The sequence below is a fragment of the Hassallia byssoidea VB512170 genome, from assembly GCF_000817785.2.
In the GTDB taxonomy this organism is placed as follows: Bacteria; Cyanobacteriota; Cyanobacteriia; order Cyanobacteriales; family Nostocaceae; genus Hassallia; species Hassallia carrinoi.
The window spans coordinates 39197-58979 of the sequence record NZ_JTCM02000020.1; the positions used below are offsets into that span (position 1 = coordinate 39197).

Consider the following 19783-nt stretch of genomic DNA (forward strand, 5'->3'; position numbering starts at 1 on the left):
CTCCTAAACTCTGCGTTCTCTGCGCCTCTGCGGTTCGTTTCTTCATCATTCTGCGTAAGTCCTAAGTACAGCATGAGCGTAAAAGCGTAGCGTTTTTAAATGCAGGGGGACGCATTAACATTGTATCGGGAAACAATCGCATTGTATCGGGAAACAATCGCATTGTATCGGAAAACAATCGCATTGTATCGGGAAGCAATCGCATTGTATCGGGAAACAATCGCATTGTATCGGGAAACAATCGCATTGCAGGGTATTGCGAAATTTAATTTGCTACGAATTAATGAAATGCTGTACTAAAAAAGATAAAATATGAAGTCTGTAGGGTGCCCTGCGGCGCAAAAATTTGTGAATTGACTAAAAACCTGACTGAAGAGTGCGCCTAACGCACCCTACTTGACTAACAGTGCTAACGCCAAATTGTATTTATTGACGTTGACTTACGTCTCTTCTTCTCTCACAAAAATATTCCTCAAAACCCATTTACTCCAGTCTTTACCATTAAGTTTGGTTTGCCAAGCTTGATATAATTTTTGACCGGAACCGACTCCAAATATCGTCAATCTACCATCTTGATTTTGACTTACTTTCAGATTCTTACTAATTTCATCGGTAAAATCTTGCCATTTGCCCCATTTACCATTAGGTTCTGTTTGGGCAACTCGATATGCTTTTTTATCAGTACTAATTGCAAAAGCTTCTAATCTTCCATCTGGATTTTGAGTTACTGCTAAAGTTTTCGCAACTCCACGAGAAAGATTGTCCCATTTACTCCAATTGTTACTATTGATTGTGGTTTGCCAAATATGATATGCTTTGTCATCAGTACCAACTACAAAAACTTCTAATCTGCCATCTTTGTTTGGAGCTACTGTTACACTTTTAGCAGTTCCATCAGCAAGACTATCCCATTTACTCCAATTGTTACTATTAAGTGTAGTTTGCCAAGCATGATAGACTTTGTTATCAGTACCAATTGCAAAAACTTCTAGTCTGCCATCTTGATTGGGAACTAATGTTAGGTTATCTGCAATGCCACGAGAAAGATCGTCCCATTTACTCCATTCTTCACTGTTGGGTTTAGTTTGGTGAGTGTAATATACTTTATCATCAGTACCGATCGCCACAACTTCTAATCTACCATCTTTATTTGCAGCTACTGCCAAACTTTTCGCAATCCCACCAGAAAGGCTTTTTAATAAACTCCAATCTTTGCCATTAACTGTGGTTTGCCGAGCATGGTAAACTTTTTTATCGTTACCAATTGTAAAAACTTCTAGTCTGCCATCTTGATTGAAAGCTACTGTCAAACTTTTAGCAGTTTGATTTGAAAGACTTTGCCAATCACTTGAATCTTCCCCATTCGGTGTAATTTGCCAAGCATGATGAATATTGTCATCAGTGTCAATTACAAAAGCTTCTAATCTACCATCTTGATTTCGTGCAACTGCCAAACTACTTGTAACACGATTTAAGTTTAGCAAATTTGTACTAGCTACATTGGCTGCGCTAGATTCTTGTAGATTTGTCATTTAAACCTCCAAAATTTCTCTTAAATGGAAGATGAATATATCAACGTTTGCAAGCTTTATTTTCTGCCTTTAATTTAATAGGCTTAATCGCAATCAAGTTATGCAGTTTATGGTTGCGTCCACCTTTGCATCTATCTAAAGTAGTATGATTGCATCAAACGCGCTGCAAACAAGATTCCCGACAATGAGTATCGCTCTGAAATATATGGGCATACTAAGCAGAACAATCTGCATTCCAAATCAGAGCTTATGACTGCCTCTGGACCACTCCACCAAGCAACAGCACATCAACCAACTCAGCCATCGTCGTCCCGTGAAAAAGAGAAAGCCAATCGCAAACTTTCGCTGCGATCGCTCCTCATCGTTCCCTTTGTGCTGCAAATTTTTGCCGCCGTGGGATTAACCGGCTATCTGTCGTTTCGGAATGGGCAGCAGGCAATTAATGATTTGGCAACTCGCTTACGCAGCGAAGTGAGCTTACGCATCGATCAGCATCTCGAAACTCAACTCGATACTGCTCGTAACCTTGCCCAAACAAACGGAGATGCCATTGATCTAAAGTTACTTGACCCGCAATACCCAGCAGCATTAGGTCAATTTTTCTGGAAACAATTAAAACTACATAACATCGGCTACATTGGCTTTGCCTACACCACAGGAGATTTTGCGGGTGCTGGGCGTTTCTTTGAAGATGGTCGGGTCACGGTGGATGAAGTTTCTCAGCAGCGCAACGGCAACTTAAACTGGTATATTTATAACACCAACAGTCAGGGAGAACGCACCACACTTGCGATCGACAACGGACGCTACATCGCCAAAGAAGAAAGTTGGTACACAGAACCCGCCCGCGCAGGACAGCCGTTATGGACGGTGTATCAATGGCAATCTCCCCCCTATACTCTGTCCATTTCTGCCAACCGTCCGGTTTATGACCAAAACAAAAAATTAATCGGAGTGGTTGGCGTTGACCAACGGTTGAGTCAGATCAGCGACTTTCTGAGAGAGTTGAAGGTGAGTCCCTCCGGGAAAACCTTCATTTTGGAACGCACCGGACTCATCATTGCTAGTTCTGCTGCCCAAGAGCCTTACAAGCTTGTTGATGGCAAGGCAACGCGGCTCCATGCATCTAATAGCCAGGATGCTCTGATTCGCGCAACGACCCAACACCTGACTAAGCAGTTTAGTAATCTCAACCAAATTCAACAAAGTCAAACCCTTGAGTTTATGCTTGACGGTCAACGTCAGTTCGTTCAAGTTGCACCCTGGAAAGATAAGTGGGGACTAGATTGGCTCGTAGTTGTTGCCGTGCCTGAATCTGACTTTATGGCACAAATCAATGCCAACACCCGCACTACTATTGTGCTGTGTCTGGGTGCGCTGGGTGTGGCAACGATCCTCGGCGTTTTCACCTCTGGCTGGATTACCAAACCGATTTTGCAACTCCAAAAAGCCAGTCAGTTAATTAGTTCGGGACACCTCGATCAAACAGTTGAGGTGCAAGGCATTAATGAATTAGAATCGCTGGCAGATTCCTTTAATCAGATGGCGGGTCAACTCAAAACCTCCTTTATCGAACTGGAAACCCGTGTTGAGGAACGCACCGCAGAATTGAAAGAAGCAAAACTAATAGCCGATAGCGCCAACCAAGCAAAAAGCGAATTTCTCGCCAACATGAGCCATGAACTTCGCACACCGCTTAACGGTATTCTTGGTTATGCTCAAATCCTCAACCGCAGCAGCGCCTTACCAGCCAAAGAACGGCATGGAGTAGAAATCATTCATCAGTGCGGTTCTCATTTGCTGACGCTGATCAACGATGTCTTGGACTTGTCCAAAATTGAAGCCCGCAAACTAGAACTTACACTCAAAGCAATTCACTTTCCCTCATTCCTCCAAGGTGTCGCGGAAATCTGCCGCATTCGTGCTGACCAAAAAAACATTGACTTTGTTTACGATCCCGATCCGCAGTTGCCTGAAGGGATTTTTGCCGATGAGAAACGGCTGCGTCAGGTTTTGCTCAACTTGCTGGGAAACGCGATTAAATTCACCGAATTTGGTTCTGTCACGCTCAAGGTTGCCGTAGTTGAAAATCATGCCAATCCGTCCACTCGCACTTTCAAATTTCAAGTTGAAGATACCGGCGTTGGAATTGCGCCTGAGGCGTTGGATAAGATTTTCCAGGCTTTTGAACAAGTAGGCGATCGCCAGCTAAAAGCCGAGGGTACCGGTTTAGGACTGGCAATCAGCCAAAGAATTGTCCAACTCATGAACGGACAAATCCAAGTTAAAAGCCAACCCCAAGTTGGCAGTGACTTCTTTTTTGAGGTGGAACTGGCGATCGCCACCGATTGGGCACAGCAAAACTTGATCGCGACTGGAGAACAAATTATTGGTTATGAAGGACAACGACGCAGCATTCTTGTGGTAGACGATCGCTGGGAAAATCGAGATGTAATTGTCAATTTACTCGAACCCCTCGGTTTTATCTTAACAGAAGCTGAAAACGGGCAAGATGGTTTAGCAAAAATCCGCCAGCATTCGCCAGATTTGGTGATTGTAGATTTATCGATGCCTGTAATGGATGGATTTGAAATGCTCAAACAAATACGCAATACAGACGATTTGAAACACTTGAAGGTGATTGTTTCTTCGGCATCGGTAGCGCAACTTGACCGTCGGATGAGTTTATCAGCTGGAGGTGATGATTTTCTCCCCAAACCCGTGCAAACTTCGGAGTTGTTTAACTTGCTAGCTAATTATTTAAAACTCACCTGGAAATACGAAGCAACAGCGACGATTACATCCACTACAGAACTGATTCCCCCTCCTAGAGAAGATTTACAAAAGTTGCTAGAACTGGCACAAGATGGTTTAGTCAAAAAATTAACCGAAGCCGCAGAGCAAATAGGACAAAAAAGCGATCGCTATCAGCCTTTCATCCAAAAAATTCTGCAACTAGCTAAACAATTTCAAACTGAAAATATTGAGCAGTTGCTTCAGGAATATTTAGCAGGCGATCGCGTTTAGGAAAAAATAATGAAAACATCTTTAACAGGTTTAATTTTAATTGTCGATGATACCCCCACAAATTTAGATGTCATCTCCGAAACCTTGAGCGATGCTGGTTTTGACGTGGCGATCGCAACCAGTGGTGAACGCGCTCTGCAACAACTTGAGCGCCGATCTGCCGATTTAATTTTACTTGATGTCATGATGCCGGGAATGAATGGTTTTGAAACTTGTCAACACCTGAAAACAAATCCCAAAACTTGTGATATTCCCGTCATTTTTATGACTGCTTTATCTGATGCTGATAGCAAAGTTCAAGCATTAGAAATCGGTGCAGTTGATTACATTACTAAACCTTTTCAAGAAAAAGAAGTTTTAGCGAGGGTAAAAACTCATTTACAATTGCGTCGCTTAACCCAAAGTCTCGAAAATCAAGTTGCGGAAAAAACAGCACAGTTACAAGCATCTCAAATTCAAATTATTCAAACCGAAAAAATGTCAGCTTTGGGACAACTTGTTGCTGGGGTGGCACATGAAATTAATAATCCTGTTGGCTTTATTAATGGCAATCTCTCTCATGCTGAGGAATATATTAAAGACATACTACACTTGCTCGGTCTTTATCAACAACATTATTCTCAACCCGTTGCTGAGATTCAAGAACAACTAGATGAAATCGATCTCGATTATTTACGCGAAGATTTGCCGAAACTGATCGAATCAATGCAAACGGGTATTGATCGCATACGAGATATTAGCATTAGTTTGCGAACCTTCTCGCGAAGTGATAGCGATCGCCCTGTTTTATTCAACATTCACGAAGGCATTAATAGCACTATTCTCATTCTCAAACATCGCCTGCGAAGTAATGATACTCGTCCGGCGATCGCCATCATCAAAGAATACGGCGATTTACCTCAAATTGAATGTTATGCCGGACAATTAAATCAGGTATTTATGAATTTGTTAGCAAACGCAATCGATGCTTTAGATGAGTTAAATCAAAGCCAGAATACTCAAAATATCAACACAAATTTAAATCAAATTATCATCAAAACAGAGTTGACAAATGAGAATGAATCTGCTGTAGTCCGAATTCAAGATACGGGAATTGGGATGACACATGAAGTCAAGAACAGGATTTTTAAGCATTCATTTACCACCAAAGAAGTAGGAAAAGGAACCGGACTAGGATTGGCGATCGCTTATTCCATCGTCGTTGACAAACACCTGGGAACCCTGGAAGTAAACTCAAATATCGGTCAGGGTACAGAGTTTGTAATTACAATTCCTATTCAAGCAGCTACGATCTAGCTTAATACCGTTTCACTTTAAAGTTGATACAAATACACCGCAGAGGGGCATTCTTGCAGGGGGGACAAGGAGACAAGGAGACAAGGGGGAATTTCTTCCCCTGCTCCCCCTGCTCCCCCTGCTCCCCCTGCTCCCCCTGCTCCCCCTGCTCCCCCTGCTCCCCCATCCCCCCATCCCCCCATCTGGCGATAAAAGCGATCGCTTGTGCTTTCAACGCGATAAAATTCTCAAGCACAACGCACTCCACAGCTATGCAAATCAACTGGGAAACTGCCAAAACCTACGAAGATATTCTTTACCACAAAGCTGACGGTATCGCCAAAATCACCATCAATCGTCCCCACAAACGCAATGCTTTTCGTCCAAAAACCGTCTTTGAACTCTACAACGCTTTTTCTGATGTACGTGAAGATACTACTATTGGAGTCGTACTATTTACTGGAGCAGGACCCCACACAGATGGGAAATACGCCTTTTGTGCTGGCGGCGATCAAAGTGTGCGCGGACACGCCGGTTATGTAGATGATGATGGCGTACCCCGCTTGAATGTGCTGGATTTACAACGGCTGATTCGTTCGATGCCGAAAGTAGTAATTGCTTTGGTAGCTGGATATGCGATCGGTGGTGGACACGTTTTACACTTGATTTGCGATCTCACCATCGCTGCCGATAACGCCATTTTTGGACAGACTGGTCCCAAAGTCGGCAGTTTTGATGGTGGTTTTGGCGCAAGTTATCTCGCTCGCATCGTCGGACAAAAAAAAGCGCGAGAAATTTGGTTTCTCTGCCGCCAATATACTGCACAACAAGCCCTTGAAATGGGTTTAGTTAATTGTGTTGTACCAATAGAACAACTAGAAAAAGAAGGAATTCAGTGGGCACAAGAAATATTAGAAAAAAGTCCGATCGCTATTCGCTGTCTAAAAGCCGCATTTAACGCCGATTGTGATGGACAAGCTGGTTTGCAAGAACTCGCAGGTAATGCCACTTTACTTTATTACATGACCCAAGAAGGTTCTGAAGGCAAACAAGCTTTTCTCGAAAAGCGTCCGCCAAATTTTCGCGACTTTCCCTGGCTTCCTTAAAACTCAAAAATCGCACCTTTGCTTAAAGATGCGATTTTTGATGTGAAGATTCTTTACAGATTAATAACTATTAAAACCAAATTTACTTTGGGCAGATTAATGAAAGCGAGTTCGGTAACAATCAGCCCCTAAATTAAAATTGCCTGAGCTTGTGCCTGTTCAGAAGTGCAGACGGCTGTTTGAGTCACAGAAGCAACTGCAATTTTATCTAAACTAGAACCTAAAGAACTAGAAGCCAAAACTGGTGTTGCATTAGGCAAACTCCAAACCTCTTCCAAACTTTCCCAGCTAGGTGCAAACGGTGGGAGCGCGAAAGAGCAAGCCTTCCAACTTCCGAGAACTGGCGCTCCCAACTGTTGGCAAAGTCCGCCACGGCGTCCTTCCGGCTTGTAATGACGACAATATCGACAGGCAGAAGTCAAGAATTTAATGGGTTTCATTTGGGTTCATTTTAAATCCCGTTAGGGCTGATTTCTACTTTCAATTCTGCTCTACATATAAATACCTATTTAAGCCAGAAACCCATTATTCTGTATATGTTCTAGCGATCCCGATGAAAATATTAACTTTATAAATTTTTTATATTTGTGTCATATTTGGCAATAATCCAACTACCGTAAATACAGCGATATAAAGCTCAAAAGCATTAGGGATCAAGGTTAAGCCTTATGTTTTGGATTTAGTCAGCGTGTTAAATTAACCTCAAAGATTGTCACATAACATAGCTGGCATAAATTTAGGGGGAAATTAGGAGAAATTTAAATAAGTATATCTACAGGAATACTACCTGAGAAATATAATTTTTCTACCATTGAGAGTAAAATATTAAATCATAAATAAGGTTTTTTGTAGTTAGCACTCGTGTGTGCTGTAAATAGGCGCTATCCACGCCTACTACGTTCATCTATTTTTTTGTTGTCTTCAAAAACTACTAGAAAACTGCTTGGTAGCACAGATAGAACAGACACCCCAACGCTGGATTTCGCCTGGTGGGGTGGGAGATTGACATTGAGGACAAACAGGTAAATTATGCGATCGCCTTTGCATTTTTTTAGCCCAATTTTCAAAAGCAGCATTCGCATTCTTAGTGGGTGCGCGATCGCGCTCTTTCCTTATCTCATCACCAAGGTAACTGGGATGTTCGCACGGCGAAAGCGTTTTTTGCTGGTTTGCTTTATCTTGGGGACGCTTCCAACCAGCAGTAGAGAAGTGAATATCTACCAAAGGATCGGGCAGTTTTTCATTTAACTTTACAAGCAGTCGCTGGCGCTCGAAAGTCAAATTTTGCGCCCAAGCAGCGCTAGAAGTTGCCACCCGCAATACATCGCGCTGAATCGACAATGGTTGAGTATGAGCGGCGATCGCACTTCCTAACACTGACTCCCAACACTTGAGCAAGCGCTGTAATGGCTGCTGGTGCAGTAATATCTGAATTTCCGGAAGACTTAAAATATCATTAACTGATTTCAAAGACATCTCGCGTAAACCTTGAGCAAAAATTTTAACTTGCTACAAAAACCATAAATCTATTCAAAGAATTTTCGTTAGGATTGGCACACATGTATTTTAAGTTAATCCAGTAATCTACTTTTGAGGCAGACAGGCTATGAGTCAAGAAATGCGACTTTTGGGTACTCAATCGTCGAAAACACCTGGGTTGAAGCCACAACTAGCGTCAGCACTATCTTGTTTAGAAGTGCAACTAGATCAAGAGTTAGCCCGCTATCGACGTACACGAACCGGATACAACACACCTAACCAAAGCCGCGTCAGTAGTAACGCACCTCAATTGCAGCAGACTGCGATCGCGGCGTTGGACCAAGTGCTTGCCGCAGGCATCGCGCTCAAAAAACCCGTACCAACTCCAACTTTGGTACAAGATGCGACCGTTCTTCAACCGAATACCCCGTCCGCATCTGTTGAAGTTGAAACTCCTCAGTCAATGCCAGCGGCGACAACGGTAAATACTGAGATACAAAATCCTCCAAAGGTTGAGGTTATAGATAAAACAGATACACCTAATAAGGAAAATGGCAGTATTGTGCCTGCGGTTGTCAAATCTGATAAAACAGAAAATACCCCATCAGAAGTTCCCCCCAAGCAGCCAGACGATTATTTAGAATCATCTGAAGCACTGCTGCGAAGTTTGACAGAAGAACAACCACAAAAAAGAAAGCCAAGTAACAGCGACAATCTGCTATCACCTTTGGGGATTGGCTCAATGTTATTGCTATTAGTAGCTAGTTTAACCTTGGGATACGTACTATTTAATCCGAAAAGCTTGTCTGTGTTTGGCTTTGGTGGCAAGTCTCAGCCAAATTCGCCACCAACGGCATCGACAACTAATGTAAAAAATACTGAGGTAGCTAAACCGCAAACACCCACAACCCCCATACCTAAGTATCCGAATCTCGCCACCGATGAATTTCCAGAGGTGAACGATCCTAATGACGTAGTTGGCTTAAAACCCAAACCGAAACCGACTCCTACAGCAATACCAAAGCCTGTGGCGGCACAAATACCGGCAAATCTACCTGTAGCGCCAATACAACAAGCACAACCCTTGCCAGGACAAATGCCGACACCAAAGGCAACAACTTCGCCCAAGCCAGAATTGCCGCTAACAGAAGTGAAACCGTCAGCGGATGGATTTTATCATATCATCACAGAAAATCAGGGCGCGAGCGCTTTCGCTTCAGCGAGGGTAGTAGTTCCCGATGCTTATTTATCACCTGATGGAAAATTCATTTATCTGGGTGCGCTGAAAACCAAAGAGCAAGTAAAACAACAGATGCAACTACTACAGTCAAAAGGAATTAAAGCGCGAGTGGAGCAACCTTAAGAAGGGAAAATCTACGATACCATGAAAACATCTGCTTAACCCCTAGCTGTTGACACTGCATTTCTATCGGTATGTGCGAGCAAAAAGTGAATGGAGAGCCGAAATGGAACTGATGAAGCGTATCCAACGGGTGATTCGCGCTAATCTCAATAGTATGACGGGCAGTGCGGAAGATCCAGAAAAGATTCTCACTCAAGCCGTTATGGAGATGCAAAGTAATTTGGTGCAATTGCGACAAGCAGTAGCACAAGCGATCGCGACTCAAAAACGCACTGAACGACAAACCGCTCAGGCTAAGTCAACAGCTATTGAATGGTATCGTCGCGCTCAACTAGCGCTACAAGCCAATAATGAACCTCTCGCAAAAGAAGCGCTCACTAAACGTCGTGCTTATCAAGAAACAGAAAAAGCTCTTGCAGCTCAAATGGAGCAGCAAAACAGTCTGATAGTTAAAATGAAACAAGATATGCGATCGCTAGAATTTAAAATTAGCGAGGCGAAAACCAAAAAAGATATGTACATTGCTCGCGCTCGTTCTGCTGAAGCGTCTTACCGACTTCAGGAAATGTTGAGCAATTCATCTACCACTAGCAGCCTAAACGCTTTTGAACGGATGGAAGAAAAAGTTTTGCAACTCGAAGCCAAATCAGAAGCAATAGCTCAACTCGACAGCGATGACTTGCAGCAGGAATTTACGTCTTTAGAATCAAATAATAGTATTGATGGGGAACTAGCAGCAATGAAGGTGCAGCTTTTAAGTGGGACAGATAATGTACCACACCCAAGCAATAATTTCAATTCTGAAAGCGGAAATACCTAAACTCACGAATCGTAAAGATTGGGCAATTAAGGAAAACTAAAGCATATCTTAGAAATTAAGGGTTGTGTGAAGCTACCAATCCTCATCGAAAAGATTAAATTGAAATAGGTAGCTATTAAACAGTAAAAAAGCTAGTGTATCCGTTCAAAGCGCGTAAATCGCAAAAGGAAAAACAAAGTTATGGGATTATTTGATCGCATTAGACGAGTAGTTGGTGCTAACCTTAATGACCTGGTAAGTAAAGCCGAAGATCCAGAAAAAATGCTGGAACAAGCCATCCTGGAAATGCAGGAAGACTTAGTACAGCTGCGTCAGGGAGTCGCTCAAGCGATCGCTGCTCAAAAACGTACAGAAAAACAGTATAATGATGCCCAAAATGAAATAAATAAGTGGCAGCGTAATGCCCAGCTAGCGCTGCAAAAAGGTGATGAAAACCTTGCACGCCAAGCACTAGAGCGGAAAAAGACTTACACTGACACCGGCACTGCACTCAAAACCAGCCTGGATCAGCAAAGTACTCAGGTAGATACTCTCAAGCGCAACTTAATCCAGCTAGAGAGCAAAATTTCTGAGGCAAAAACCAAGAAAGAAATGCTCAAAGCGCGAATTACCACCGCCAAAGCTCAAGAGCAACTTCAAGGCATGGTGCGCGGTATGAATACCAGCAGCGCAATGGCAGCTTTTGAGCGGATGGAAGAAAAAGTCTTGATGCAAGAAGCTCGCGCTCAGTCAGCAGGAGAGTTAGCAGGTGCCGATTTAGAAAGCCAATTTGCCAAATTGGAAGCCGGTAGCGATGTTGACGATGAATTGGCAGCTTTGAAAGCGCAGATGACACTAGGACCTGCTGCCACACCAACTCAATCGTTACCCCCAGGACAAACCACCACTCCCAAAACTAATCAGCAACCGGAAGTGGTTGATGCCGAAATCGAATCGCTACGCAAGCAATTGGATCAAATGTAACATTATCAGAAAAATCCTCTTTCCCCAGTCCCACGCCTTTTGGTCGTGGGATTTCGCGTCAAAATGATTTAGTCAACAGTCAACAGTCAACAGTCAACAGTCAACAGTCAACAGTCAATGGTCAATTAAGTTTAAACTCTGGATTATTGACTTTGGACTGTTGACTTTGGACTATTGACGACTTTGAGATAGAGTATTTTGTGTGCCAATCTAAATCGTGCCACCAGATGGAGACTGCAATGAGTAAGGGTGTAAGCACTATAACTGATGCTGAGTTTGAAACCGAAGTTTTGAAAGCCGAACAGCCAGTATTGGTTTACTTTTGGGCTTCTTGGTGCGGACCTTGTAAATTGATGTCACCACTAATCAACTCAGCTGCCAATACGTACAGCGATCGCCTGAAAATCGTCAAAATGGAAGTAGATCCTAACCCACAGACTGTTAAGGAATATCAAGTTGAAGGTGTACCCGCTCTCCGGCTATTTCAAGGAAACACAGTCTTAGCTTCGAGTGAGGGAGTCATCGGTAAAGATAAATTACTCGACTTCCTGGAAACTCATTTAAACAATAATTAGTCCTAAGTTCTCTGACTCCCCGTACAGACGTTCGGTCCAGAACGTCTCTACCGTGCTTTTCGTACAGACGTTCGGTCCAGAACGTCTCTACCGCTCCTCCTAACTCCTAACTAAAATGCAGTTTGCGAAACGTTTACAACCCCTGCAATTCAATGTATTTGCTGAAATGGACAGAGCTAAAGCAATAGCTAAGGCTGCTGGGCAACAGTTGATAGATTTGTCGCTGGGGTCTTCTGATTTACCAGCCGAACCGCACGTAATTGAAGCGATCGCTTCTTCTCTTGGCGATCCAAGTACTCACGGCTACTTGCTGTTTAACGGTACGAGGGCGTTTCGCTCTGCCGCAGCTAATTGGTACGAGCAAAAATTCGGCATAAAAGTTGACCCAGAAACGGAAGTGTTACCCTTGATTGGTTCTCAAGAAGGGACGGCACATTTACCTCTAGCAGTGCTTAATCCTGGAGATTTTGCCTTATTGCTCGATCCGGGCTATCCTTCTCATGCCGGCGGAGTGTACTTAGCCAGCGGTCAAATCTACCCGATGTCACTCCGGGAAGAAAACAATTTTTTACCAGTATTTAGCGAAATTCCCGCCCCTGTTTTGGCACAGTCGCGGATGATGGTATTGAGCTATCCTCACAATCCTACCAGCGCGATCGCGCCATTATCTTTCTTCCAAGAAGCTGTAGCATTTTGTCAACAACATAATCTCGTCCTCGTTCACGATTTCCCCTACGTAGATTTAGTGTTTGACGAGACTGGGGGACAAGGGGACAAGGGGACAAGGGGACAAGGGGGACAAGGGGGACAGGGGGGACAGGGAGGACAAGGAGGACAAGGAGGAAAAATTTCTCCCTTGTCTTCCCCCTCTCCCTTGTCTTCCCCATCCCCCCATCCCCCCATCCCCCCATCCCCCCCTCTCCCCCTCTCCCCCTCCTCCCCTCTCGCTCCTTCAATTTTCCAAGCTGACCCAGATAAAAGTGTCTCGATTGAGTTTTTCACTTTGTCCAAGTCATATAATATGGGTGGCTTCCGTATTGGCTATGCCATTGGTAATGCTGAGTTGATTCACGCTTTACGTCAGGTAAAGGCAGCTGTTGATTTTAATCAGTATCGGGGAATTTTAAATGGGGCGATCGCTGCTCTTACCGGTCCTCAAGCTGGGGTGAATGCTGCTGTTGCTACCTTCAAACAACGTCGAGATGCTTTTATTAGCGCTTTACACCGCATTGGCTGGCAAGTTCCTACTCCCCAAGCAACAATGTATATTTGGGCAAAGTTGCCGACACATTGGAGTCAAAATTCTATAGAATTTTGTACTGAGTTAGTCGAACAAACTGGTGTTGCGGCTTCCCCTGGTGCAGGCTTTGGTAAATTTGGGGAAGGGTATGTTCGCTTTGCTTTAGTCCATGAGCCAACTATATTAACCACCGCTGTGGAGAGAATAGCTAAGTTTTTGTAAGCAATTTATAAACTCTTCATCTCTAATTAACCATAAATTTATCGTTTCCGCCTTGACTACCTGCATTTTCTCTGGAAGGTACAGGTAAAATTACATAGTACATAATACTAAAAATTACCCTAAAAAAGTATATTTAGTCAGTGTTGAGCTAAAATCGTAGCTTCAAAAGTCAAGGACGCGGCTTACATGACAGTAACTAAGCAATTCAAAATTACCAAGGTTATAAGCGCCAAAAGCAGGCGCTCAAACTTATCTCAAAATTCGACATTGAAAATGGTTCCGTGCCAATTTCAGCTAGCACTGTGGCTAGTACAGACACAATTCATGGCGATTTTTGTTGCCGTTGTTGGATTGACGATCGCTGCTACCCCAGCGTCAGCTTTCTCATCTAAAGCTGACAGCTTCATCAGAAATCGTTCAGTAAATTTATTGAATGATAATCACACCAGCTTGAATTTGGAACTGGATTTGACTCAAACAAAATTTACTAGTAACGAAACTATAGATCAATTGAACTTAAATCAAGTTCAACCATACGATTTTGATACACAGAGAATTTTGACAACTGGTAATCAAGTTTCGCAATTGCTGCAAAAAGCAGAAAGCAATATAGAAGAAATTATTCAAGCTAGTGAAGTGTCAAGTGAGACAATAGACGGCAAAACTTTCTATAAATATCATGGGGATACAAATAAAGCCAAAAATACGGATACATATACTAATACTTGGAAAGCACCTGCGTCTCCTCCTAAAAGAAGGATACCAGAACCCTCGACAATATTAGGACTGATAGCGATCGCTAGTTTGTTTGTCACCCAGCGTCAAAAGATGAAAATACGCTAAGGGTAAGAATCATTTTCATCATCGCCTAATCCAATTTTTCACTTAATTAGACAAGATTGCACTCATTCCCCAAAACCCCACCCCCAACCCCTCCCCGCCTGCGGGGAGGGGAGACTTTGACGTAAGTTAAAGGCGGGGTGGGGTTCTTCTTTTTGATTTATGCAAGAAGTCTATTCATCATATTTATGTATTATTGCCTTGTTTCATGGCAATATTTTTTTGTGTTTTATATTAGACGATAGATAGAAATGACAGCAAGATTCTTTAAGAGACAGCAGTTTCAATCACATCAGTCTAAACGGATTTTGCTAATTGAAGATAATGATGTTAATAGAATATTGCTTGATGATTATCTAAATTATTATGGTTATGATGTCCGAAGTTTATCAGAGGCTTCTAGTTTTTTCTCAACTATAGAACAATTCCAACCCAAGTTAATTTTATTAGACTTAAAATTGCCAGATATTGATGGTTATACCCTGCTAGAAAAAATGCAAAATAAACCAGATTATGTTAACATACCTGTTATTGTAGTTTCAGCTTTAGCTTTTAAAGCAGATCAACAACGAGCTTTAGATTTAGGTGCTTGTCGCTATTTTGTTAAACCCGTAAATTTAATTGATTTAATTCAAGCAATTGAAGAAGAATTGGCTTTGAACAGTAAATAAACTTTCGTGCTTGGTGTGAGTTTATTCAGATTTTTGGCTGGCAATGAACTCTTCAACAATCTGACTCAGGTTTTGCACATTATTACCAATTTCGGAAATTTTACGTTGAGCTTGTGCTAAAAGCAACATTGCTGTTTGCAGTTCGTTGAGTGTTTCATCCATAGAGTTACGATATTGAGATTCAAAATCTTGCAGGTTCATTGTTTTTCTCACGTCTGAAATCCTATCGTTTACAGTTTCAATCGTAATCAATATGCTGAAATTGCTAAATCCGTTAATTCGCTTAATGTTTGACGCTTTAGTTAAACTCCGGAATCTTGCTTATTAATCAATGAATAATATAACAACTTTATATAAAAATACCCAATACAAGTATTGATCTAGTGAACTAAGTAATAAAAAGGCTGGCAAAAATGGTCAAGCAAAATAATAGCCGAGTAATGAAAAAGTAATTTGGCTTGAAAATAAAGAAGAGAATGATAATTTATAAAATATGTAGTAGATATATGAATTTATAAAATATTTTAAAAAGGCAAAGACTAAAAGTTGTCTGCGTGCTTAATATTTTCTTGATAAATAACCTATAAAATCAACACATTTATATGAATTTTTATTAAAATAGAGATAGGTATATTTGTGAAACTACTTAATAGTTGTGACAACATCTGCTCAAATAGTACCACTGCTTAAAGATCCAGAACGTCTGGAAAACCGTCTGGTAGAAATTCCCCCGGAACCTGGGGTTTATTTCATGCGCGACGGAAGCGATCGCATAATCTACATAGGTAAATCGCGAAAATTGCGATCGCGTGTCCGTTCATATTTCCGCGAGTCGCAAAAACTAAGCGAACGCATCGCGACAATGGTAAAGCAGGTGACGGAAATTGAATTTATCGTCACCGATACCGAAGCTGAAGCTTTAGCGCTAGAAGCAAACTTAATCAAGCAGCACCAGCCATACTTTAATGTGCTGCTAAAGGATGATAAAAAATATCCTTACGTATGCATTACTTGGTCTGAAGAATATCCGCGTATTTTCATCACCCGCAAACGCAAAAGCGGTAACGAAAAAGATAAGTTTTACGGACCTTATACTGATTCTCACCTATTACGGGAAATATTACGCATATCTAAGCGCATCTTCGCACTCAAACAACGACCGCAACCACTTTTCAAAGACCGTCCTTGCCTAAATTACGATTTAGGTCGCTGTCCGGGTGTGTGTCAAAAGCTGATTTCACCAGAAGAATACCGCAAAACTGTGCAAAAAGTAGCGATGGTGTTTCAAGGTCGAACTCAGGAACTAATTGATATCTTGACACAACAAATGCAGAAATCGGCGGAAGCGCTGAATTTTGAGTCTGCTGCGCGAATTCGCGATCAAATCGCTGGGTTGAAGTCGCTGAATGCAAATCAAAAAGTTGCCTTACCGGATGATACCGTTTCGCGGGATGCGATCGCTCTGGCTGGCGATGATAAACACGCTTGTATTCAATTATTCCAAATTCGCGCTGGGCAACTTGTCGGACGTTTGGGTTTCGTTGCCGAAACTCACGCTGAACCTGGAGCTATTTTACAACGAGTGTTGGAGGAACATTATCAAACCGCCGACGCGGTGGAAATTCCCGCAGAAATTTTGGTACAGCACGAGTTACCAGATGCAGAAATATTAGCCGATGTTTTAAGTCAACGCAAACAACGAAAAGTCACGATTTTGGCTCCGCAGCGGCAAACTAAGGCAGAATTAATTGAGATGGTAGAGCGAAATGCTCAGTTTGAATTGCAAAGAATGCAAAAATTCGGCGATCGCAATCACCAAGCGATGCAAGATTTAGCTGCGATTCTCGATTTACCCGATTTACCTCACCGCATCGAAGGTTACGACATCTCACACATCCAAGGTTCAAATGCAGTAGCTTCTCAAGTCGTGTTTATCGACGGAATCAGCGCTAACCAGCATTACCGTCACTACAAAATCAAAAATCCCACAGTTACTGCCGGACATTCAGATGATTTTGCGAGTTTGGCTGAAGTTATTCAGCGTCGCTTTCGTAAGTATGCTGAAGATCCGGAGTTATTAAGACAGGGTAATCCAGATTTTCCCGATCTAATTATGATTGATGGCGGTAAAGGTCAATTATCTTCGGTTGTGGCTGTCTTGCAAGAGATGAATTTATTAGAAGATTTGCGAGTCGTCAGTTTAGCAAAGCAGCGAGAAGAGATTTTTCTTCCGGGAGAATCCGCACCATTGCAAACTGAAGCTGAACAACCAGGAGTGCAGTTATTGCGACGCTTGCGGGATGAAGCGCATAGATTTGCAGTTAGTTTTCATCGTCAGCAACGCAGTGATAAATTAAGGCGATCGCGTTTAGATGAAATTCCCGGTTTGGGACACCATCGACAAAAGCTGCTTTTAGGACATTTTCGCTCTGTTGATTATATCCGGCAAGCGACACCCGCACAACTAGCTGAGGTTTCGGGAATTGGTCCGCGTTTAGCGCAAGAGATTTACGATTATTTTCATCCGATCTAAGAGGCATTATCTAATACCAATTCTTTATGAAGCTGCGCTAAATAAAGAATTGGTATTAGTACATCTGCACGGGGGAACTTCAGGTTAAGGTAGAAAAAGTGTTCAAACGCGCAGGGTGAGTCAGTAGTCATGTGTGGCATTTGTAATAGACGAGCTTTTTTAGCGACTACAACGGCGGCATTTGCTAGTGCTGTTCTTGGAGCAGAAGTCGCTGGTCAGCAGCCAACACACAGAGAACTAGACAATTCAAATAGCTCTTTTAAGCCACAATCCAACATTATAGCAGACAACGTCCGTGCTGTTGGGTACAGCGATCTTGATGGTAGACCGGCATTCAAAATATCGATTCGTGAGCATAAAGGACGCTGGTATCTCTACACTGGTCACTTCTGGCATTCAGGTTGGTCAATCATTGATGTCACTGATCCAACCAAACCGAAAGTAGCTAAGTTTGTCGAAGGTCCAAAGAATTCGTGGACGCTCCAGATGGAACTTTCCGGCAATATCATGATTACGGCGCTGGAGCAAATCTTCCCTAACTTTGGTGGCAATCCTGCTAAACCCTTCGATGAAGGCGTGCTCATTTGGGACATCAGCGATCCAGTTAACCCGCAAAAACTGGGACAGTTTCGCACAGGCGGAACGGGAACACACCGAAATTTCTACGCAGGCGGACGCTACATGCATTTGGCAGCCGGAATGCCTGGTTATGAAGGAAATATCTACGTCATTGTGGATATTAGCGATCCTGCTAGCCCACACGAAGTCGGACGCTGGTGGGTGCCGGGACAGCACACGGCAGGTGGTGAGAAGCCTTCTGCGGAGTACATCTCGCACCACGGACCGCCCTATATCGTCGGCAACTTAGCATATCTGTCTTACGGTTCAGCCGGGATGATTGTTCTGGACATCAGTGACGTATCAAAGCCTCGACAGATTGGAAAACTGCCATTCAGCCCACCATTTCACTCGCGCTTTGGTGTACATAGCGTGCTGCCGTTGCCCGAAAAAGGAATTGCTTATGTTGCTTCCGAAGATGTGTCCTATGGTAAAGGACCAATGGCACACGCCTCAATTGTGGACATTCGCGATCCAGAGAACCCTTTTCTGCTGTCCATCATGCCGCGCCCTGTACCACCAACCGGTTACGGCTACCGTGATTTTTCTGAGAAGGGCGGTTGGCAGGGACCCCATAACATCAATCATTTGCAACACAACCCAGATGTAGAAAAGCAGGGCGATCTATTGTACCTCGCCTACTTCAATGCAGGTCTACGGATTTTTGATGTATCCCATCCACGCTTGCCGCAAGAGGTAGGTTACTTCATTCCACCCGATCCGAAAAAGCGCTTTGGTCCAATGCCTGAAGGTCGCTTAGTCGTGCAGACAGAGGATGTATTAGTTGATCGCCGTGGCTACATCTACATCACCCATAAGAATCAAGGTTTATGGATTCTCAAATATCAAGGGAGGAAACCGTCACAGTGAAGGCAATTTGGATTGCAGGCTTGACCACGTTGACACTCATTTATACCGTAAACCTGACCATTGCAGAGGGTGACGACGTTGTTTTTATGAAGTCTGAGCGTTACGGAGTGGAAAACAATCCAGCCAAAGACTTGATGAACCAATTGTTAGAAAATCCATTACCCATTACCAATAAATAGATTTAGCTAACATTGCTCATGCTGTTAATTCACAGTATGAGCATTTTTTATTCAGTTTATCTTCAAAATTAATCAATATATGGCGATTTTCAATTGATTTATATCAATTTCGTTTAAGTTATCACAAAAAATCCTACCTCTTTCTTTGCGCCTAAAGCGGGAATTTTAAGCATGATTTTTCAAGCGAACTTGATATTATTTATAAAAGCACAAGATATTTCAATTACGCATATTACACGCTTTTCCAGAAGCGCTATCAACACCACCTAAACCTTAAGCAAATCTTAAGATAATTCTTTTTGTAACTAAAAATACAGTTATTTGGGAATTTTAACTTTTTACTGCAAATACTACTTCTCCTGAAAGTTGATGCTTGATATCCCAGGAAAAAAAAGTTTAAATAACTGCAAATTACTTAATCTCAAGGCTTTATTGATGGGGATCAGCGGATATAGAAGTGTTATGCATTT

19 protein-coding genes are annotated in these 19783 nt (G+C 42.6%); 14 read left to right on the top strand and 5 right to left on the bottom strand.

Going from position 1 to position 19783, the window contains the following annotated elements:
* Nucleotides 1-119 precede the first annotated feature (119 nt).
* Nucleotides 120-269, top strand: coding sequence for a hypothetical protein (locus PI95_RS37475; RefSeq protein WP_373695702.1), 150 nt, complete (start codon nucleotides 120-122; stop codon nucleotides 267-269).
* A 171-nt stretch (nucleotides 270-440) separates the two neighbouring features.
* Here the strand turns inward: PI95_RS37475 and PI95_RS11800 are convergent, their stop codons facing one another.
* On the bottom strand, nucleotides 441-1532 hold the full coding sequence (locus PI95_RS11800) for a PLL family lectin (RefSeq protein ID WP_052324877.1): 1092 nt from the start codon (nucleotides 1530-1532) through the stop codon (nucleotides 441-443).
* Nucleotides 1533-1781: 249 nt separating this feature from the next.
* On the opposite strand from PI95_RS11800, the gene PI95_RS11805 reads away from it, so the two are divergent.
* Both PI95_RS11805 and PI95_RS11810 read left to right on the top strand, forming a co-directional pair.
* Nucleotides 1782-4559, top strand: coding sequence for a hybrid sensor histidine kinase/response regulator (locus tag PI95_RS11805; RefSeq protein ID WP_201280410.1), 2778 nt, complete (start codon nucleotides 1782-1784; stop codon nucleotides 4557-4559).
* 9 nt (nucleotides 4560-4568) lie between these two features.
* Nucleotides 4569-5855, top strand: a complete 1287-nt coding sequence (locus PI95_RS11810) for a sensor histidine kinase (RefSeq protein WP_039743096.1) — start codon at nucleotides 4569-4571, stop codon at nucleotides 5853-5855.
* Nucleotides 5856-5872: 17 nt separating this feature from the next.
* Here PI95_RS11810 and PI95_RS11815 read toward each other — a convergent pair whose 3' ends face one another.
* Nucleotides 5873-6037: a hypothetical protein gene (locus PI95_RS11815; RefSeq protein WP_163518814.1), complete on the bottom strand. Its 165-nt coding sequence runs from the start codon at nucleotides 6035-6037 to the stop codon at nucleotides 5873-5875.
* 69 nt (nucleotides 6038-6106) lie between these two features.
* Between PI95_RS11815 and menB the strand changes: the two genes are divergently transcribed.
* Nucleotides 6107-6940, top strand: coding sequence for a 1,4-dihydroxy-2-naphthoyl-CoA synthase (gene menB, locus PI95_RS11820; protein WP_039743090.1), 834 nt, complete (start codon nucleotides 6107-6109; stop codon nucleotides 6938-6940).
* A gap of 128 nt (nucleotides 6941-7068) precedes the next feature.
* Here menB and PI95_RS11825 read toward each other — a convergent pair whose 3' ends face one another.
* Nucleotides 7069-7380 carry a hypothetical protein gene (locus PI95_RS11825; protein ID WP_039743088.1) on the bottom strand — a complete coding sequence of 104 codons (312 nt, stop codon included), beginning with the start codon at nucleotides 7378-7380 and terminating at the stop codon, nucleotides 7069-7071.
* Between the two features lie 481 nt (nucleotides 7381-7861).
* The gene (locus PI95_RS11830; protein ID WP_039743085.1) at nucleotides 7862-8416 is read right to left on the bottom strand and encodes a DciA family protein; all 555 of its coding nucleotides are present in this window, start codon (nucleotides 8414-8416) and stop codon (nucleotides 7862-7864) included.
* Between the two features lie 130 nt (nucleotides 8417-8546).
* Between PI95_RS11830 and PI95_RS11835 the strand changes: the two genes are divergently transcribed.
* From PI95_RS11835 to PI95_RS11865, 7 genes are all read left to right on the top strand, one after another.
* Nucleotides 8547-9782 carry a hypothetical protein gene (locus PI95_RS11835; RefSeq protein WP_039743082.1) on the top strand — a complete coding sequence of 412 codons (1236 nt, stop codon included), beginning with the start codon at nucleotides 8547-8549 and terminating at the stop codon, nucleotides 9780-9782.
* Nucleotides 9783-9885: 103 nt separating this feature from the next.
* Nucleotides 9886-10602 (top strand): PspA/IM30 family protein, encoded by a 717-nt coding sequence (locus PI95_RS11840; RefSeq protein ID WP_052324876.1) that lies wholly within the window; start codon nucleotides 9886-9888, stop codon nucleotides 10600-10602.
* Nucleotides 10603-10782: 180 nt separating this feature from the next.
* Complete coding sequence (locus PI95_RS11845) at nucleotides 10783-11565, top strand: PspA/IM30 family protein (RefSeq protein ID WP_039743078.1); 783 nt, start codon at nucleotides 10783-10785, stop codon at nucleotides 11563-11565.
* A 239-nt stretch (nucleotides 11566-11804) separates the two neighbouring features.
* The gene (locus PI95_RS11850) at nucleotides 11805-12140 is read left to right on the top strand and encodes a thioredoxin family protein (protein ID WP_039744025.1); all 336 of its coding nucleotides are present in this window, start codon (nucleotides 11805-11807) and stop codon (nucleotides 12138-12140) included.
* 115 nt (nucleotides 12141-12255) lie between these two features.
* Complete coding sequence (locus PI95_RS11855; RefSeq protein ID WP_039743075.1) at nucleotides 12256-13602, top strand: LL-diaminopimelate aminotransferase; 1347 nt, start codon at nucleotides 12256-12258, stop codon at nucleotides 13600-13602.
* A gap of 273 nt (nucleotides 13603-13875) precedes the next feature.
* Complete coding sequence (locus PI95_RS11860; protein ID WP_163518820.1) at nucleotides 13876-14445, top strand: PEP-CTERM sorting domain-containing protein; 570 nt, start codon at nucleotides 13876-13878, stop codon at nucleotides 14443-14445.
* A 248-nt stretch (nucleotides 14446-14693) separates the two neighbouring features.
* Nucleotides 14694-15113, top strand: a complete 420-nt coding sequence (locus tag PI95_RS11865; RefSeq protein ID WP_039743068.1) for a response regulator — start codon at nucleotides 14694-14696, stop codon at nucleotides 15111-15113.
* Nucleotides 15114-15134: 21 nt separating this feature from the next.
* On the opposite strand, the gene PI95_RS11870 is transcribed toward PI95_RS11865, so the two are convergent.
* Nucleotides 15135-15314: a hypothetical protein gene (locus PI95_RS11870; RefSeq protein WP_039743065.1), complete on the bottom strand. Its 180-nt coding sequence runs from the start codon at nucleotides 15312-15314 to the stop codon at nucleotides 15135-15137.
* 454 nt (nucleotides 15315-15768) lie between these two features.
* Between PI95_RS11870 and uvrC the strand changes: the two genes are divergently transcribed.
* The 3 genes from uvrC (at nucleotide 15769) to PI95_RS11885 (ending at nucleotide 19313) form a co-directional block, all read left to right on the top strand.
* Nucleotides 15769-17646 carry an excinuclease ABC subunit UvrC gene (uvrC, locus tag PI95_RS11875; protein WP_039743061.1) on the top strand — a complete coding sequence of 626 codons (1878 nt, stop codon included), beginning with the start codon at nucleotides 15769-15771 and terminating at the stop codon, nucleotides 17644-17646.
* Nucleotides 17647-18222: 576 nt separating this feature from the next.
* A complete protein-coding gene (locus PI95_RS11880; protein ID WP_201280411.1) occupies nucleotides 18223-19134 on the top strand; it encodes an LVIVD repeat-containing protein in 912 nt (303 codons plus the stop codon).
* Nucleotides 19131-19313: a hypothetical protein gene (locus PI95_RS11885; RefSeq protein WP_039743058.1), complete on the top strand. Its 183-nt coding sequence runs from the start codon at nucleotides 19131-19133 to the stop codon at nucleotides 19311-19313. The genes PI95_RS11880 and PI95_RS11885 overlap by 4 nt, the downstream gene beginning before the upstream one ends.
* Nucleotides 19314-19783: the final 470 nt, after the last annotated feature.

Coding starts and splice junctions, on each gene's coding strand:
- PI95_RS11800 (WP_052324877.1), bottom strand. CDS start 1,532: ATGACAAATCTACAAGAATCTAGCGCAGCCAATGTAGCTAGTACAAAT.
- PI95_RS11805 (WP_201280410.1), top strand. CDS start 1,782: ATGACTGCCTCTGGACCACTCCACCAAGCAACAGCACATCAACCAACT.
- PI95_RS11810 (WP_039743096.1), top strand. CDS start 4,569: ATGAAAACATCTTTAACAGGTTTAATTTTAATTGTCGATGATACCCCC.
- PI95_RS11815 (WP_163518814.1), bottom strand. CDS start 6,037: ATGGGGGGATGGGGGGATGGGGGAGCAGGGGGAGCAGGGGGAGCAGGG.
- menB (WP_039743090.1), top strand. CDS start 6,107: ATGCAAATCAACTGGGAAACTGCCAAAACCTACGAAGATATTCTTTAC.
- PI95_RS11825 (WP_039743088.1), bottom strand. CDS start 7,380: ATGAAACCCATTAAATTCTTGACTTCTGCCTGTCGATATTGTCGTCAT.
- PI95_RS11830 (WP_039743085.1), bottom strand. CDS start 8,416: ATGTCTTTGAAATCAGTTAATGATATTTTAAGTCTTCCGGAAATTCAG.
- PI95_RS11835 (WP_039743082.1), top strand. CDS start 8,547: ATGAGTCAAGAAATGCGACTTTTGGGTACTCAATCGTCGAAAACACCT.
- PI95_RS11840 (WP_052324876.1), top strand. CDS start 9,886: ATGGAACTGATGAAGCGTATCCAACGGGTGATTCGCGCTAATCTCAAT.
- PI95_RS11845 (WP_039743078.1), top strand. CDS start 10,783: ATGGGATTATTTGATCGCATTAGACGAGTAGTTGGTGCTAACCTTAAT.
- PI95_RS11850 (WP_039744025.1), top strand. CDS start 11,805: ATGAGTAAGGGTGTAAGCACTATAACTGATGCTGAGTTTGAAACCGAA.
- PI95_RS11855 (WP_039743075.1), top strand. CDS start 12,256: ATGCAGTTTGCGAAACGTTTACAACCCCTGCAATTCAATGTATTTGCT.
- PI95_RS11860 (WP_163518820.1), top strand. CDS start 13,876: ATGGTTCCGTGCCAATTTCAGCTAGCACTGTGGCTAGTACAGACACAA.
- PI95_RS11865 (WP_039743068.1), top strand. CDS start 14,694: ATGACAGCAAGATTCTTTAAGAGACAGCAGTTTCAATCACATCAGTCT.
- PI95_RS11870 (WP_039743065.1), bottom strand. CDS start 15,314: ATGAACCTGCAAGATTTTGAATCTCAATATCGTAACTCTATGGATGAA.